Source organism: Streptomyces sp. NPDC088554 (genome assembly GCF_044752945.1).
Taxonomy (GTDB): Bacteria; Actinomycetota; Actinomycetes; order Streptomycetales; family Streptomycetaceae; genus Streptomyces.
The window spans coordinates 157010-172288 of record NZ_JBIVMF010000010.1; the positions used below are offsets into that span (position 1 = coordinate 157010).

Consider the following 15279-nt stretch of genomic DNA (forward strand, 5'->3'; position numbering starts at 1 on the left):
CTGACGGAACGGCGGGGCTACTTCGGGGCGTAGATGACGCCCAGCTTGTCGATCTCGGAGCCCGCGCGGCCCGTGAAGCCGACGATCCGCCAGCCCGAGGGCGCGGTGTAGGTCACCGAGTCCGAGGTGGCGGTCCCGGAGGCGAGCGTGCGGCCCGCGTCCGTGGTGAACGCGGCGGAGAAGATCCGGGTCCGGCCGTCCTTCTGCCCCTGGGTGAGCTTGACCGAGGTCAGATGCTCGCCGGAGGCCAGGGTGAGCGAGGCGGCGGTGCCACCACCGCCGCCGTGCCCCAGCACCGTACCGCCGTCGAGGGTGAGGGCGACAGAGTCCAGACGGGTGCCGCCGCGCAGAGTGAGGGTACGGGGTGAGACGGTGGCCGGGAGCGCGCCGGCGTCGTTGAAGGAGTCGCCGTGCGGGCCGCCGAAGAGGTCGGAGGCGCGCCGGTCGGCAGGCAGCGACCAGCGGAAGTCGACGGCGTGCGGGTAGTGGTCGGAGAGGTGCTTGCCGCTGGAGTCCAGGAACGTCCGCCACTCGTTGGTGTACCGCGTGGCGGTGAGGTTCACCAGCGGTCCGCCGCGGTAGAGGACCTTGTCGACGACCTCACAGCTGTTGGCGGGCGCGGCGGAGTCGCAGACCAGCGCCTCGCTCCCGGCTGCGGGCTCCGAGCCGCCGCGGATCAGCTGGACCCAGGCGTCGGTGAGGCCGTTCTCCGAGTTCAGTGTGCGGATGTTGTCCTCGGCGCGGGTGTAGCGGGTGTTGGTGTCACCCATGACGATCACCGCGTTGGAGCCGCTGCGGGCCTGGATGAACGACGAGAGCTGCTTGACGTTGGCCCGGCGGGCGGCGAGCGCGGCGGTGGTGACATCCGCGTTGGTGTGGACGTTGTACAGGTCCACGAAGACGCCCTCGGCGAGCCGGACCCGGGCGAGTGTGAAGCCCTTCGGGGTCAGACAGTCCGTACCCGTGCAGTCGCTCCACTTGACCCGCTCGAAGTCCTCGAAGGGATGGTCGGAGAGGGTGTTCATACCGTCGCCGAACGCGGCGCCGCCGCTGGTGGGGGTGCGGTACGTGTGCGTGTCGTTGGCGTACAGCGCCGCGTGGTAGTTGAAGTCCTCCTGCACATTGATCAGGGAGTACGGGGCCAGCCGCTGCCCGATGAGCGGGGTGTTGGTCGCCGGATCGCTCTGGCCGAGACCGAGCGGAAGCCCGGCGATGTTGTACGTGAGGACGTTGAACGTACCGGAGCCGGCGGCCGGGGCGGCCGACGCGGGGGAGACACCGGCGGTGGCGAGGCCAGTGAGGGCCATCGCGCCGGCGGCCAGGAAACCGGCCAGTTTTCGCAGCGGAATGCGCATGGGGGCCTCTCTGAGGGCGGGGGAGTTACGCGTACGCGCGGGTAACAATCATCATCTACGGTGAAATCACGCGCCGCGCAAGGTCGGTGGGGCGATCTGGCGAGATCTTTTCCCCAACCGGCACCCACTGGCCGCCTGTTGTTTCCCGGGGCGGACGCACCCCGCCCCGGGAAGCGGTCAGCCCACTGGGTTCCAGCCGTCCGTACCGGCCAGATACCGGGCGGCCGTGTAGTCGGCCGCCTGGGCGACCGTGAGCTGTGGGCGGTTGGCGTTCACGGTGGCGCCGGGACCGGTGTTCGCGTACTCGTGGAAGCGCGCCGACTTCCAGGGAAAGGTGCCGAAGTCGGTCCAGGGGGCGGCGACCCGTACCGCCGCGGGCAGGGCGGTGTCACGGATCACCAGCTGGCCGACCGCGTCGTCGGTCGGGTGCCAGGGGCGGCCCAGCGAGAAGGTGTTGGCCTGGGCCGAACTGCTGATGGTGGAACCGGTGATGAGGAACCCGTACTTCTTCGCGGAGTGGGTGTTGGGCGCCGCCAGATAGCCGTTGTTGCCCCCGGCCGCCGCGCCCCGGTCGCGCAGGGTGATGTTGACCCGGTCGTAGACGGCGGTGGCGTTGCCGAAGAGGAAGTCGACATCACCGCTGATGAAGGACGCCCGGAAGTACTGGCGATACTGACCGGTCGCGGACGGCGCCCAGTTGAGGACCGTGTCCTGGTGGGCGATGAACCGGTCGTTGCGGAACACCTGCCGGTCGCCCTGGGCGTTGACGGCGACCGCCTGGGTGGCGGTGATGTCGGGGTGCTCGGAGCGCAGCCAGGTGTTCTGGACGGTCACCCCGGTGACCGTGAGGTCGGGGGCGGAGAAGGTCGCGGTGGCGCTGCCCGCGGTGCCGTAGGTGGACCCGTCCGGCTTTTTGGTGCCCGCGGCGTTGTCGTACGTGATGACGACGTCCTCGGCGTTGCCGGTGGCACCCTTGATGGTCAGACCCTTCTTGCCGGTGGGGACGTTGATGACCTCCTTGTAGGTGCCCTTGGCGATCGACACGGTGTCACCGGCCGCCGACGCGTCGATCGCCGACTGCACCGTGCGGTACTGGGCGGAGCCGTCCGCGGCGACGGTACGGGTGGCGGCCACGGCGGCGCTCGCGCCCGCCGGCGGCAGCGCGCCGAGCCCGACGGCCGCCACGGCGGCGACCGGGAGCAGAGCCGTACGCCGCTTCGGCCGGGGCCTGCGGTGTGCGGTGCGGGAGCGGGACGGTGGGGGAGCGGCGGAGTCCGGCACGGGGAACGTCCTTAGCGAGGGGGGAACGTCACTTCACAGTGGGCGCGGCCGGGGAAAAGGTTGCCGTGTGCCGGGAACCACCGCGCGCGGACCGCCCGGAAGGAGCGCCGGACGGCGCGCGCGGTGTGCCGGGAAAGCAGGGTCAAACGAGGGCGCAGGCGGAGGAGTTGAGGGTGAAGGCCGACGGTTTGCCGTTGGTGCCCGTCGAGGAGGCGGTGAAGCCGACCGTCGTGCTGCCACCGGCCGCGATCACCGCCGTCCAGGCAGCGGCGGCGACACTGACCGAGGAACCGCTCTGCGACACGGTGCCGCCCCACAGGTTGGTGATCTGCTGGCCGTTGGGGAAGGCCCAGCCGAGCGTCCAGCCGTTCACGGGGGAACTGCCCGTGTTGCGGATCACGATCTCGCCCTGGAAGCCGCCGCTCCACTGGCTCGCGATGGCGTACGAGACCGAGCACGCGGCCGGTGCGCCGCCGCCCGACGCGGTGGTGACGGAGACGGCCGCGGACCGGGCCGACCTGTTGCCCGCCGCGTCCCGCGCGTAGACGGCGAAGGTGTACGCGGTGGCTGCGGCCAGTCCGGTGACGGTCGCCGAGGTGGTGGCGGAGGTCGCCGCGGCCGTCTCCGTGGTCCCACCGACCCGGACGACGTCGTACGCGGTCACCCCCACCGAGTCGGTGGAGGCGGCCCAGGACAGGGCGACCGAGGAGGCGGTGATGGCCGACGCGACAGGGGTGCCGGGGGCCGAGGGGGGTGTGGTGTCCCCACCGGGCGAACCGCCGTAGACGGTCGCCTCCTTGGCGGTGCCGGCGATGCCGTTCGCCCCGTTGAAGATGCGCTGCCCCCAGCTCGTCAGCGCGTTCGGGTCGAAGCCGGTGGCCATGTCGAGGTACTCCACACCGCCACCGTTGCCACTCCACGACCAGCCGAGATAGCCCAGGCGCAGGGAGTGCGCGGTGGCCATGATGGCGTCCTCGTCCGGGTTGCCGTCCGAGTGCATATCGCCGAACTCACCGACCAGGATGGGCAGTCCGGCGGAGACGAAGGTGTTGAGATAGGCGCTGACCTTGGCCGCCGTGTCGAAGACGCCGTACATGTGGATCGAGAACATGGTGTTGCGGTCGGGGTCGGAGGCGAAGACCGACGCGGCGTTGTCCCGCATGGTGAAGGACCAGTCCTGGCCCCAGTTGGGCGCGTCGACCATCAGGGTGTGGTTGAATCCGGCGTTCCGCAGCTTCACGATGGCCGCCTTGGTGTCGGCGGTCCAGGCGGCGAAACCGGTGTTGCCGTGCGGCTCGTTGCCGATGTTGACGATGACGTAGTTCTCCTGGCCGGTCAGCGCGCTCTGCACGCTCAGCCAGTAGTCGGCGGCGCGGGAGAGCGAGACCGCGCCGCTCTGCTCGCCGTAGCCCGTGGTGTCGTGCACCTCCAGCACGCAGATCAGCTTGTTCTGCTTGCACTGTGCGACGACGGCCGCCACATCGGCGGTGTCGTTCTTGGCCCACCGGTCGCCGCTGGCGAGCACCACCCGTACGGTGTTGGCGCCGAGCGCCTTGATGTTCCTGAGTGAGGTGGTCTGGCCGGGGAACCAGGTGTGGGCGTGGTTCACGCCGCGCATGACGAACTCGTTGCCGTTCGCCTCGAAGAGGCGCCCGTTGCTGACGCGCAGCCCGGTGACGGCTCGGGCATCGGCATCGGCTTCGGCCGCGTGCGCCGCGGGGGCGGACAGCCCGAGGGCGAGCAGGGAGAGCAGGGAGAACAGCAGGCCGAGGAGGGTGGTCCGGCGGGTCGCGGGCCTCGGCCCCGGCACGGGGGCGCGGTGTTGTGCGCTCATGGCAAGTCTCCTGTGGGGAAGGGGAGTCGGCGGGGGACGAGGCGGCTCAGGAGGCGGTGCAGGAGGCGACCTGGGTCGCGGGCGTCGCCGTGCCGGACCGGGAGGCGGTCAGGCCGAAGTCCGCGGATGCCCCGGCGGCCAGCGCGCCGTTCCACGACGCGTTGGTGACGGTCCCGCCGCCGGTGCCCGGGGTGAGCGTGCCGTTCCACACCTGGGTGATCGACTCGCCGGACGGCACGGTCAGCCGTACGGACCAGCCTTTCAGCGGCGTCGAGCCGTTGTTGACGACGGTGACCTGCGCCTGGTAGCCGCCCTGCCAGGACGACACGGTCCGGATCGAGGCGGCGCATCCGGCGGTGCCGGGTGAGGACGGCGTCGGGCTGGGAGTGGGGGTCGGGCTGGGGGTCGGCGTCGGTGCGGGCGGGTCTGCCGACAGCAGCGCGGCCAGCGCGGGGTACCAGCGGGCGGCGATCTTGTCGTCGCCGGAGCTGTTGGGGTGGACCCCGTCATTGGTGTCGGACGCCGTGTTGAACCCGGTCCACTGGTCGACGGCTGTCACCGGGGAGCGCGCCGTACTGATGCCGGCCGCCCACGCGGGTATCCGGCTGTTGAACGCCACCACACGCTGGGCGCACTCGGCGCAGCTGCTCGGGTTCATGGGGATGATCTGGGCGACGAGGATCTTCATGTCGGGGTTGCTCGCCCGCATCTGGCCCACGAGCGTGTCGTACGCGGCGAGGATCCGGTCCGGGCTGATGCTGCTCCACACATCGTTGGTCCCGAAGTGCATGACAACGATGTCGGGTCGCGTGGCGCTGAGCCAGCCCGGCAACTGGTTCTGCGCGGCGACATTGGTGGCGAGGAAGCCGCCGTGCCCTTCGTTGTCACCGTCGTGCGGCAGTGCGCAGCCCTGGGGGCCCAGTGTGCCGACGAAGTCGATCGCGGTGTGGCCGGAGTTCTGGAGCTGGTTCCAGAGCACCGACCGCCAGCACCCCGGCGAACCGGTGATCGAGTCACCCAGCGGCATGATCCGTACGGGGTCGGCCGCGGCGGCCGCGGTACGTCCCGGCTGCGCGACCAGGGTGGCCAGAGTGAGGGTGAGAATCGCCAGAAATGCCCATAACGCTTTGCTGTTCCGCATATTCGGGGTCCCTTCTCGTGCGTGCGGAGGCCCGGCGGGAGATGGGAGCGCTCCCAATCAACGGCCCGAAGCGGCTCGCGTCCAGGGCCTGGCCACATCAACGCATCGTTGTCGAAGGCGCGTCAAGGGTTGCGACGGATGTGGCTGCCACCCCGGGCGGACGCCCGGCGAATGACCCGGGCGGGCGCCCCGGCGAATGACCGTGCGGACGACCTGATGGATGCCCCGTACGGATGCCCTGTGCGGATGACCCGTGCGGATGGCCCTTCCACCCGGGCCCGCCGGAGCCGGGCCACGAGAGACCCACAGCCCTTTCCGCTTCCGCTCTCCGCTTCCCGCTTCCCGCTTTCCGTTCTCCGTTCTCCGCCGCCCCTCCGGTCCGACGGCGGGCCCCGCCGGATACCGTCCTGGGATGCCTCCCTTCGATCCCGCCTCGCCCGATTTCCTCGCCGACCCCTACCCGGCCTACGCCGAACTACGGGCCCGTGGCCGTACGCACTACTACGAGCCGAGCGACCAGTGGCTCGTACCGCACCACGCCGATGTGGCGGCGCTGCTGCGGGACCGGCGGCTCGGCCGCTCCTACGGACACCGGTTCACCCACGAGGAGTTCGGCAGGGCCGAGCCACCGGCCGGCCACGAGCCCTTCCATGAACTCAACGACCACGGGATGCTGGAGCTGGAGCCACCGGACCACACTCGCATCCGGCGGCTGGTCTCCAAGGCGTTCACCCCGCGCACGGTCGAGCGGCTCGTCCCGTACGTACGACAGCTCGCCGCCGAACTGGTGGGACGGCTCGTGGAGGAGGGCGGTGGCGATCTCCTGACGGCCGTGGCCGAGCCGCTGCCGGTTGCCGTCATCGCCGAGATGCTGGGTGTTCCCGAGCGGGACCGGCCGCTGCTGCGCCCGTGGTCGGCGGCGATCTGCGCGATGTACGAACTGAACCCGGGGGAGGAGGTGGCCCGCCGCGCGGTCACCGCTTCCCTGGAGTTCTCCGCGTATCTGCGCGAACTCATCGCCGTACGACGGGAGAAGCCCGGGGAGGACCTGGTCTCCGCGCTGATCGCCGCCCACGACGACGGCGAGAAGCTGACCGAGGCCGAGATGGTGGCGACCTGCGCGCTGCTGCTGAACGCCGGACATGAGGCGACGGTCAACTCCACGGTCAATGGTTGGCACGCGCTGTTCCGGCACCCCGCCCGGCTCGCCGAACTGCGTTCCGACCGGAGCCTGTTGCCCACGGCCGTCGAGGAGCTGATGCGCTACGACACACCGCTCCAGCTCTTCGAACGCTGGGTCCTCGACCCGGTGGAGATCGGCGGCACCACCCTGCCGCGCGGCGCCGAGGTCGCCCTGCTCTTCGGCTCGGCCAACCACGACCCGGCGGTCTTCGCCGCCCCGGGCGAGCTGGACCTGGCCCGCCGCGACAACCCGCACATCTCCTTCGGTGCGGGCATCCACTACTGCATCGGCGCCCCACTGGCACGTATCGAACTGACCGCGTCCCTGACCGCGCTGCTGGACCTGGCTCCTGGGCTGGCCCCCGCCGGGGAACCCGTCCGCAAGCCGAACTTCGTGATCCGGGGGCTGGAGGGCCTGCCGGTCATGGTGTGAGACCCGCCCGCCCGCCCGCACGGCCGGGCGGGCGGGTACGGGGACGGTCCGGACGGCTCAGTTCCAGGGATTGGCCTGCTGATCGTTGATCGCGGTCCAGAACCGGGTCCCGGCCGGTACGTACCCATGGGCCCAGAACGACCAGCCGCCGGCGGATTCGAGGTTGGCGCCGTAGCGCCCGTCATGGTGTTCGGCCATCCGCCACTGCGCCCCGTAGTACTGCGCGCACAGATTGTCGGCCACGGTGCGGCTGGTCAGCGCCGCGCCCTGGACGGGCGGTGTCGCCGCCACCGTCCCGCGCGACCAGCCCGCCAGGAACTCCGGGGTGATACCGCTCGGTACGGGGGAGCCGGTGACTCTCAGACAGAGCAGCGGCAGTAACGCGGTCGCCGGGGTGTCACCCGCGTAGGCGTTGGTCAGCGCGTCGGACCCCACATGGATGGTGCCGCCGCCACCCGTCGTCCGTACGGTCCAGGTCATCCCGGCATGGCCGGCGGACACGGCCGCCTGAGCCGGTGCGGCGGCCAGCGGGAGCAGGGCGAGCGAGGCGGCCGCGGTGAGGGCGGTGACACCGCGGAGGAAGAACTTCTTCACAGGACACTCCTGATGCGGGACCGGCCCCGGTCGGGCCGGTGACCCGCCCAGCATTCCGCGGGCCACCCGGCCGCTGCGTCCTTTCCCCTCCCCCTGGCCACAAAACACACCGCGATGCCCGAGCGGTCCCTCTTGTGGGTCCGGCCGCCGGTGTGCTCGGCGACAGGCCCGTCCGTACTACAGTCGCGCCCCGATCGCCGTACCGTCCTTCGGTACGAGGAGGGTCGGGGCGGCCGGGAGCGAGCCGTCGGCCGCGCGCGGGGCCGTGATGGCTCCCGTGTCCGTGCTCAGCACGGAAGACTCGCTCCAACTGCCCCCAATATCCCAGGAGTTGCCCTGCGATACGGTGGCGGCGCCCAGCGCGGCGGCCCGGCCGTCCGCGATGGACAGGTTCGAGGCGAGGGTGGAGCGGGAGCCCGTGGCGTCGGCGTCGAAGCCGGTTTTCTGGTTACGGAAGGTCGTTCCGCGCGTCACCGTGAGGGCGCCCGGATTGCCGTTGTCGGTGATGCCCGCCGCCACGTTCCGGAACGTGAGGACATCGCGCAGTGTGTGGGCCACGGCCGGGGCGGGGCTGCCACCGCCCAGCTTGAAGCCGTTGCCGTCGCCCGCGAAGTCGGGGAAGTTCCAGCGGTTGACACCGTTGCCGTACGCGACGGACTTCTCGATCAGGACGGGGGAGGTGAACTTCCAGGCGTCGAAGCCGTCGTCGACGTTGTTCCACAGCCGGGCGCCGCGCACCACATTGCCCGTCCCGCTGCCCTCCTTGATGGCGAGGCCGTCCGCGCTCTCGCCGTTCTTGCGCGGATCACGGTTGTTGTAGCTGTCGAGATCGAGGATCTGGTTGCCGCTGGAGCTGCCCTGGAGCTGGAAGCCGGACTCGTAGTTGTCATGGGTGACCAGCCGGGAGAAGACATTACTGTCGCAGCCGTCGCAGTAGTAGCCGTACGGGCCGTTGACGAGTTCCAGCCCGGACACCCGCCAGTGGGACGCCTCCTGGTGGATGGTGCCGCGCTCGGCGCGCGGGATGCTGCCGCCGACCGGGGTGTGGCTCGCGGGCAGTCGCTCACCGTCGACGACGACCCGTTCGCTCCCGTACGCGCCGAGGGCGATCGGGCGGGCGGCCTCGCCCGAGGTGGTGATGGTGATGTTGTCGGTGAGGGTGTACGTCCCGCCGCGTACGGCGATGACATCACCGGGCAGCGCTTCGTCCACTGCCTTCTGGATGGTTCTGAGCGGGCGTTCCAGGGTGCCGGGTCCGGTGTCGTCGCCGTTGACGGCGACGACGATGGTCGGTCCGGCGGCCGACGCCTCACCGGGCGCTGCGAGCGCCACCGCCGCCAGTACCGCGCTCAGTACCGTACCTGTGAACCTGCCTGTGATGTGCACACGGTCTCCCGTCTCCGGCGGTGCTCGCTGTCGCCGGAGGAGTGGTCGCCCACCCCGGAAAGGTTGCCGGGTCCCCCGCGAGGTTGCCGGGTGCTCCGCGAGCCGTACACGAGGAGCGGCGCCCCCGTACACCGCGGCGCGGGATCGTACCGGGCTGGTGACGGTGGCGTAGGACAGGCCGCGGGACCGGTGCGGTCGTATCGTCGTACCGTCTGGATTTTTCTGTCGCTCAGCGATGAGTTCCGGCCCGGCCCCGGGTCTTCTTCTTCGACAGGCGCGTGAGAACGCGCACAGGGCACGCGATCCGGCGGGACGGCCGGACCGCTCCGTACGGCGAGGAGAGAGCGCATATGCCGACCATGATTTTCGTGAACCTGCCGGTGAAGGACCTGGAGGTCTCGAAGACCTTCTTCACGAGCCTCGGATACTCCTTCAACCCGCAGTTCTCCGACGAGAACGGCGCCTGTCTCGTGATCAGCGACACCATCTTCGCGATGCTCCTGACCGAGCCGCGCTTCAAGGACTTCACGCGGAAGGAGGTCGCCGACGCCTCGGCGGTCACCGAGGTCATCCTGTGTCTCAGTGCCGAGAGCCGGGAGAAGGTCGACACCCTCGTGGACGCCGCGCTCGCGGCCGGAGGCTCGCCCTCGGGCGAGCCCCAGGAGTACGAGTTCATGTACGGGCGCTCCTTCCAGGACCCCGACCACCATCTGTGGGAGGTCGTGTGGATGGACCCGGCGGCGGTGACGGGATAGCACCGAGTGCGGAGGTGGCACCGGCCCCGCCGGGCTGCTGCTCCGCCTGCTGTTCCGCCCACGGCCGGGCAGCCGATGCCGCTGAGCCGGTTCTCGACGAGCCCGACGTTCCAGTGAGCACGGCTGGCCGGCGGTCGGTGGCTCAGTACAGGCCACGCCGGAAGCGGTCGCCGACCGAGCCCTGATCCGTCTCCCACCAGGGGCGGTCCGGGGCGGCTCCGGTCGGCGCTCCGGCCGGCTCCCCGGTGGACGCCCGGTCCAGGGTGGCGTCCAGCGCCGCCGTACGGACCCGCTCGGCCCGTACCCACTCCGCGAACACCGCGATGAGGAACGGCAGCCCGACCAGCTCCGCGATCGTCAGCATCAGCCCGCCGCCGATCATCTGGTCCTGATGGGCGGAGGGGCCCCACGACGGCTGCCGGGCGGCATACCAGCCGCCCGCGACCAGGGTGCCGCTCACCATCACGACCAGCCCGGGAACCGCGTCCACCAGACCGTCCAGGAACACCAGCAGCGCCCGTACCGGATGACCGCACCAGGAGGGCAGCAGATCCTGACGGGTGAGCATCGGAAGCATGAACAGGCTTCCCGTGAGCAGCAGTTGCAGATACATCAGCTCGTGCAGCCCGTCATGGAGCAGGGCGCTCTCGAAATACGGTGTGAAGTAGACGGCCAGCTCGGAACCGAGCACCAGGACCGTACTGACCAGCGGGAACGTCAGCAGCCGCAGAACCCGGGCGGACAGGGCCGCGCGCAGTCGACGTGCCGCGCGGCCGTCCGGCGGCAGCGCCCGCAGCGCGAGCGTCAGCGGATCGCCGAGCGCGAGACCGAGCGGGGCGATGAGGTCGAGGACGGTGTTCTGTACGGCCGCGGGCCAGAACAGCACCCGGTCGTAGACCGCCAGCCCGGACATCGTCGCGACCACGATCGCACCCAGGCCGAGCAGCGCGAACGCCGCCGTCCGCACCACCGGCCAGTGCTCACCGCGCCGCGCCAGCCGGGCGACCCCCCAGGCATAGAGGCCGCCCAGCAGGGCCACCAGGGCGAGCGCGTACGGGTCGGGCTGCCAGCTGTCGAGCAGCCGGACCGCTGTCAGCGGCGGCAAACCGGACGAAAGTATGGTCACTGTCACGAGTCACCACGCTAGACCCGCCACGAGAACGATCACTTTCGGCCCCCCCGGAAGGGCCGGAAGCACTGGAGGCACTCCAAGAGCCGGAAGCGCTGGAGGAGCCGGAAGCGCTGGAAGAGCCGGAAGTACTGGAGGAGCCGGAAGTACTGGAGGAGCCGGAAGCGCTGGCAGGGCCGGAGGCCGCGAAACCCGCGCCCCACACCCGAGCCCCGCGTAGGTCGGTGGAGCCCCCTCCGGAGCGATCGGGAACGGCCGGGGCCGCGACCCGCCATCCCCCGAACACGGCCAGCGCGCCGACACGTTGGCGGACCGCCTGCCCAACAGCGAGTTTTCCTTTAGAGTTTGGGCTGTTCACGAACAGGGCGCGCGACAGCCGGGCGAGTGGCCGGAAGCTCCCGCCGAAAGAATCGTCCGGACTGGTGTGAAGCATCGGAGTCACCACCCATGGCCTATCAGATTCCGCCGGAGACACCGCATTTCGTGGGCAGGGAAGGCGAGCAGCTGACCGCCTTCCGCGCCGTCGCCGGATGGGACGGGCACTCCCGGCCGCTCTGTCTGGCGCTGAGCGGGCTCGGCGGGAGAGGAAAGACGGAGCTGGCGTTCCGGATGGCCCGCGCGCTGCGGGAGCGTTACCCGGACGCCGTCGCCTATGTCGACCTCGACGAGCTGCGCCGTGATGGAGCGGCGGAGACCGCGGACGCGCTGGGGGATGTGCTGCGCGCGCTCGAGGTGGAGCCGCGGTGGCAGGAGCAGTCCCTCCGGGACCGTACCCGGCAGTACTGGTCGCTGACGGGCGGCAAGCGGCTGATCGTCATCATCGACAACGCGCGGTATGGATCCGAGGTGATCCCGCTGCTGCCGGCCTCCGGCGACAGCCTGGTGATCGTCGCCAGCCAAGGGCCGCTGTACGACCTGGAGGACGGGGCGGCGGTCGATCTGGCGCTGCCCCCGCTCGACGACCGGGAGGCCGTCGAACTGCTGCGGCTCCTTGTCAGCGAGCACGATCCCCGGCTGGCCGAGGAACCCGACGCGGTCGCCGCGGTGGTCCGCCTGTGCTCGGGGCTGCCCGCAGCCCTGCGGGTGGCCGGGCAGTGGATCCGCAGGCATCGACGCCGTTCCCTGGCGCGGCTGGTCGCCGAACTCGCCTCCGACCTGCACGAGAAGGGGCTGCCGGTGGTCGAGCGGCTGTGGGACGTGGCGTACCGGGGACTCGGCCCCGACGCGGCCCTGCTCTACCGGCTGCTGGCCGCGATGCCGGGGCCGTCCTTCACCTCCGAGGCCGCCGCGGCGCTCCTCGGCCGGGGTCGGGACGCGGCTGACACGGCCCTGGGGGAGCTGGAGACGGCCGGCCTGCTCGATGTCAGGGACGTGCTGGACAGTGGGGACGGGCGCAAGCGGCTCCCCGATCTGTCGCGCGCCCACGCCCGTCGGTGTGCGTCGCGGGACGGTGGCGAGGCGGAGAGCACCGACGGGCGCCGCAGGATCATCCGGTGGTTCCTGCGACAGGCGCAACGGGCCGATCTTCTCGCGGCAGGTCGGCGGCTGACACTGGCGGAGTGTGTTCCGCCAGTGCCGGGCGCCCCCGATGTGCCGCTCCGGGACAAGGCCGGGGCGTACCGCTGGCTGGAGGCCGAGCGGCACGCGCTGTACGCGTGTGTGCGCATCGCCTACGCCAACGGTATGGACACCGAGAGCTGGGCCCTGAACGAACCGTTGTGGACGCACTTTCTCGACCACCCGCAGTTCGCGGACGCGGTCGACGGTTTCCGTACGGGAATCGCCGCCGCGCAGCGGGCCGGGCACGTCCCCGCCCTGGTGCGTATGCGCTGCATGGTGGCGCGCCCCCTGTGGGAGCGGGGCGAATTCGACGAGGCGGGACGGGAGTTGCGACAGGCGCGCGACGCCCTGAACGGACTCGGAGGATCGGAGAGCGAGCGCAAACTCGCCGCGTCCACCGTCGAGTTCGGGGGCATGCTGGGCGCGGCACGCGGTGACTGGGCGGCCGCCGCAGTGGAGTTCGAGGCGTCCCTCACGGTCCACCGGGAGATCGGCAACAACTATGGCGTCACGCTTCTGACCTACCGGCTCGGGGAGGCGCTGGCCGCGGTCGGCGAGCTGGAGCGGGCCGAGGCGCTGCTGAGCCACGCGCACGGCTCGGCCGCGGGTGACGGGCGCGAACGCCTGGCCGCACGCGTGGGATTCGCCCTCGGAGGAGTGCTGCGCGGGCTCGGCCGCCGGGCCGAGGCGCGTGAGCTGTACGCCGCCGCGCTGGAGAGCGCCCGTGCGCGCGAGGCGGACCACGACCGGGTACGGATCCTTGACGCGTTCGCCGATCTGGCTGAGGAAGACGGGGACTTGGCCGGGGCGCGCGAGTACCGTGTGACGGCGGAGACCGTCCGCCGGGACAACGGAGGGCTCCCGCGCCATTCCGATGCCCGAAATGCGGGCGCCTAGAATTCGAGCGCGGCCTCGTCCACGGTGGTGGGGGCGAGGCGGGCGGTGAAGGACCGGCCGCCGATGGCACAGGTGACGGCCGTCGGCAGTGCGGGACATGTCTTCAGCCAGGAGTGGACGGCGCACAGCACGGCGGCCGGATCGGCGCGCACGATCCGGCCGTCGCTCTCCTCGCAGGGGGCGATACGGACCGTCAGAAGGGCGCCGGACCGGGTGCGTACCACACAGAGGGAGTGGGACAGTACGGCTGCGGCGGTGCCACAGCCCGGATAGTCGTCCAGCGTGCGGGCGGTCCACCCGCCCGCCGTCCAGGACACACGGTGCGCGGTGGGCGCGGTCCGCGCCGCCCACCGGTAGAGGAGCCCGGCGCTCTGTACATGGCGCTCGCCCGCCGTGCCGTGTTCGGCGGCGAGGAAGTGTGCGGGCATGTCGGTGTGCGCCGGATAGCGGTCGACCCGCACCCCGGTGTCGTCGCTGTGGACACGTACCGCGAAGGCGGCAGGTGTACGGGCGGGAGGAGGCGGGGCCGGCAGCAGCCGGGCCTCGGCGGGCGTGGTCGGTGGGGCGATGCCCAGCAGCTCGTACAACTCCTCCCTCAGCCGCCACAGCCCCTGCCCCTGCTCCGCGAAGACGGACGCCGCGACGGCGCGGGCGGCTCCGGGGCGGTGTGCGGACAGCGCGGCTTCGAGACCGCCGGGACCGTTCAACGGCGGGCTGACGCACAGGAGTTGGTCCATCGGGCTGCCGGGGATGAGTTCGTCGCCGCCGTCGTACGCGGCGATCAGTGGACGGTCCAGAGCCGCCGCGTACAGGGCCGTCGAACCATGATCGGTGATCACCGCGTCGGCGGCGACGAGCACCGCGGCCCACTCCTCGTACGGCCCGGCCCGCATCGCCCCGGCGTCCAGGGCGGGTGCGAGCTGCTCCGCCAGATCGAAGGATCCGATCCGGCTGTGCTCATTGGGATGCACGATGATCGCCAACTGATATGAATCATAAGGAAGTTGGGAAGCGAGCTGGGCGGGCAGCGCGGGATGCCGCCGGAGCAGGGACTCCGGCCCCCAGGTGGAGGTGAGGGCGATCAATGTGCGCGCGCCGGTGCCCAGGACGGTCCGGTAGTGGTCGCGGAGCGTCCTGGACGCGAGGATCCGCTCCAGAGTGGGGTCGCCCACGACCATCGCCCGCGCGGCAGCCCGCGGGCTGATCGCCGCGAGGCGGGCGATCTGTCCGGGATGGGTCAGCGCGTGGAGGGAGGCGAGAGCGCGTCCGCCGGGCAGGAGATACGCCGGGTCGAGCCCGGAGGCGGAGTCTCCGGAGCCCTCCCCGCGCAGGGTCTTGCTGAACCCCGCCCCATGGGGGAAGAGGGCCCGGGGGCCCCGCAGAAGGCCGAGTTCCCCCTTGGGGCTGGCCGCGAGGATCAGGTCGTACGGGCGCCGGCGCGCCTCTTCCCACGGGACGGTGCGGGCACGCGCGCGTTCGATCGAGGCCAGCGCGTCGACACCGAAGTCGGAACCCGGCAGAAGTGTGAAGACCCGGCGGACGCGCTCGTCACCGGCGAACACCGGAAGGACGTCGAGCAGCCGGTGCAGCGCGGTCGCCGATCGCACGGCGAACAGCACAGAGCTGGTTCGTCGCCCGTCGCCCGTCGCCCGTCGCCCGTCGCCCGTCGCCCGTCGCCCGTCGCCCGTCGCCCGTCGCCCGTCGCCCGTCGCCCGTCGCCCGTCGCCCGTCT

11 protein-coding genes are annotated in these 15279 nt (G+C 71.3%); 3 read left to right on the forward strand and 8 right to left on the reverse strand.

Annotated features, from left to right (window positions below; translation table 11 throughout):
- Positions 1–17: 17 nt before the first annotated feature.
- The 4 genes from ACIP8W_RS14345 to ACIP8W_RS14360 form a co-directional block, all read right to left on the reverse strand.
- Complete coding sequence (locus tag ACIP8W_RS14345; RefSeq protein WP_402203185.1) at positions 18–1343, reverse strand: jacalin-like lectin; 1326 nt, start codon at positions 1341–1343, stop codon at positions 18–20.
- 189 nt (positions 1344–1532) lie between these two features.
- Positions 1533–2636: a pectinesterase family protein gene (locus ACIP8W_RS14350; protein ID WP_402203137.1), complete on the reverse strand. Its 1104-nt coding sequence runs from the start codon at positions 2634–2636 to the stop codon at positions 1533–1535.
- Positions 2637–2778: 142 nt separating this feature from the next.
- Positions 2779–4470: a cellulase family glycosylhydrolase gene (locus tag ACIP8W_RS14355; RefSeq protein WP_401955603.1), complete on the reverse strand. Its 1692-nt coding sequence runs from the start codon at positions 4468–4470 to the stop codon at positions 2779–2781.
- Between the two features lie 46 nt (positions 4471–4516).
- Positions 4517–5611: a cellulose binding domain-containing protein gene (locus ACIP8W_RS14360; protein WP_401955604.1), complete on the reverse strand. Its 1095-nt coding sequence runs from the start codon at positions 5609–5611 to the stop codon at positions 4517–4519.
- 412 nt (positions 5612–6023) lie between these two features.
- On the opposite strand from ACIP8W_RS14360, the gene ACIP8W_RS14365 reads away from it, so the two are divergent.
- On the forward strand, positions 6024–7226 hold the full coding sequence (locus ACIP8W_RS14365) for a cytochrome P450 (protein WP_402203139.1): 1203 nt from the start codon (positions 6024–6026) through the stop codon (positions 7224–7226).
- A 57-nt stretch (positions 7227–7283) separates the two neighbouring features.
- On the opposite strand, the gene ACIP8W_RS14370 is transcribed toward ACIP8W_RS14365, so the two are convergent.
- Positions 7284–7820, reverse strand: coding sequence for a hypothetical protein (locus ACIP8W_RS14370; protein ID WP_401955606.1), 537 nt, complete (start codon positions 7818–7820; stop codon positions 7284–7286).
- 177 nt (positions 7821–7997) lie between these two features.
- Positions 7998–9206: a DUF1565 domain-containing protein gene (locus tag ACIP8W_RS14375; protein ID WP_401955607.1), complete on the reverse strand. Its 1209-nt coding sequence runs from the start codon at positions 9204–9206 to the stop codon at positions 7998–8000.
- 350 nt (positions 9207–9556) lie between these two features.
- Here ACIP8W_RS14375 and ACIP8W_RS14380 point away from each other — a divergent pair, with 350 nt between their 5' ends.
- Complete coding sequence (locus tag ACIP8W_RS14380; RefSeq protein ID WP_402152671.1) at positions 9557–9961, forward strand: VOC family protein; 405 nt, start codon at positions 9557–9559, stop codon at positions 9959–9961.
- A gap of 142 nt (positions 9962–10103) precedes the next feature.
- Here ACIP8W_RS14380 and ACIP8W_RS14385 read toward each other — a convergent pair whose 3' ends face one another.
- Positions 10104–11093, reverse strand: coding sequence for a cytochrome c oxidase assembly protein (locus ACIP8W_RS14385; RefSeq protein WP_402203142.1), 990 nt, complete (start codon positions 11091–11093; stop codon positions 10104–10106).
- Between the two features lie 444 nt (positions 11094–11537).
- Between ACIP8W_RS14385 and ACIP8W_RS14390 the strand changes: the two genes are divergently transcribed.
- Positions 11538–13547: a hypothetical protein gene (locus ACIP8W_RS14390; RefSeq protein WP_402152675.1), complete on the forward strand. Its 2010-nt coding sequence runs from the start codon at positions 11538–11540 to the stop codon at positions 13545–13547.
- Here ACIP8W_RS14390 and ACIP8W_RS14395 read toward each other — a convergent pair.
- The gene (locus ACIP8W_RS14395) at positions 13544–15166 is read right to left on the reverse strand and encodes a translation initiation factor 2 (RefSeq protein WP_402203187.1); all 1623 of its coding nucleotides are present in this window, start codon (positions 15164–15166) and stop codon (positions 13544–13546) included. The two genes, ACIP8W_RS14390 and ACIP8W_RS14395, sit on opposite strands and share 4 nt — an antisense overlap.
- Between the last annotated feature and the right edge of the window lie 113 nt (positions 15167–15279).

Excerpts from the sequence above, each read along its gene's own strand:
- ACIP8W_RS14380 (WP_402152671.1), top strand. The coding sequence starts at position 9,557 with ATGCCGACCATGATTTTCGTGAACCTGCCGGTGAAGGACCTGGAGGTC.
- ACIP8W_RS14365 (WP_402203139.1), top strand. The coding sequence starts at position 6,024 with ATGCCTCCCTTCGATCCCGCCTCGCCCGATTTCCTCGCCGACCCCTAC.
- ACIP8W_RS14355 (WP_401955603.1), bottom strand. The coding sequence starts at position 4,470 with ATGAGCGCACAACACCGCGCCCCCGTGCCGGGGCCGAGGCCCGCGACC.
- ACIP8W_RS14390 (WP_402152675.1), top strand. The coding sequence starts at position 11,538 with ATGGCCTATCAGATTCCGCCGGAGACACCGCATTTCGTGGGCAGGGAA.
- ACIP8W_RS14360 (WP_401955604.1), bottom strand. The coding sequence starts at position 5,611 with ATGCGGAACAGCAAAGCGTTATGGGCATTTCTGGCGATTCTCACCCTC.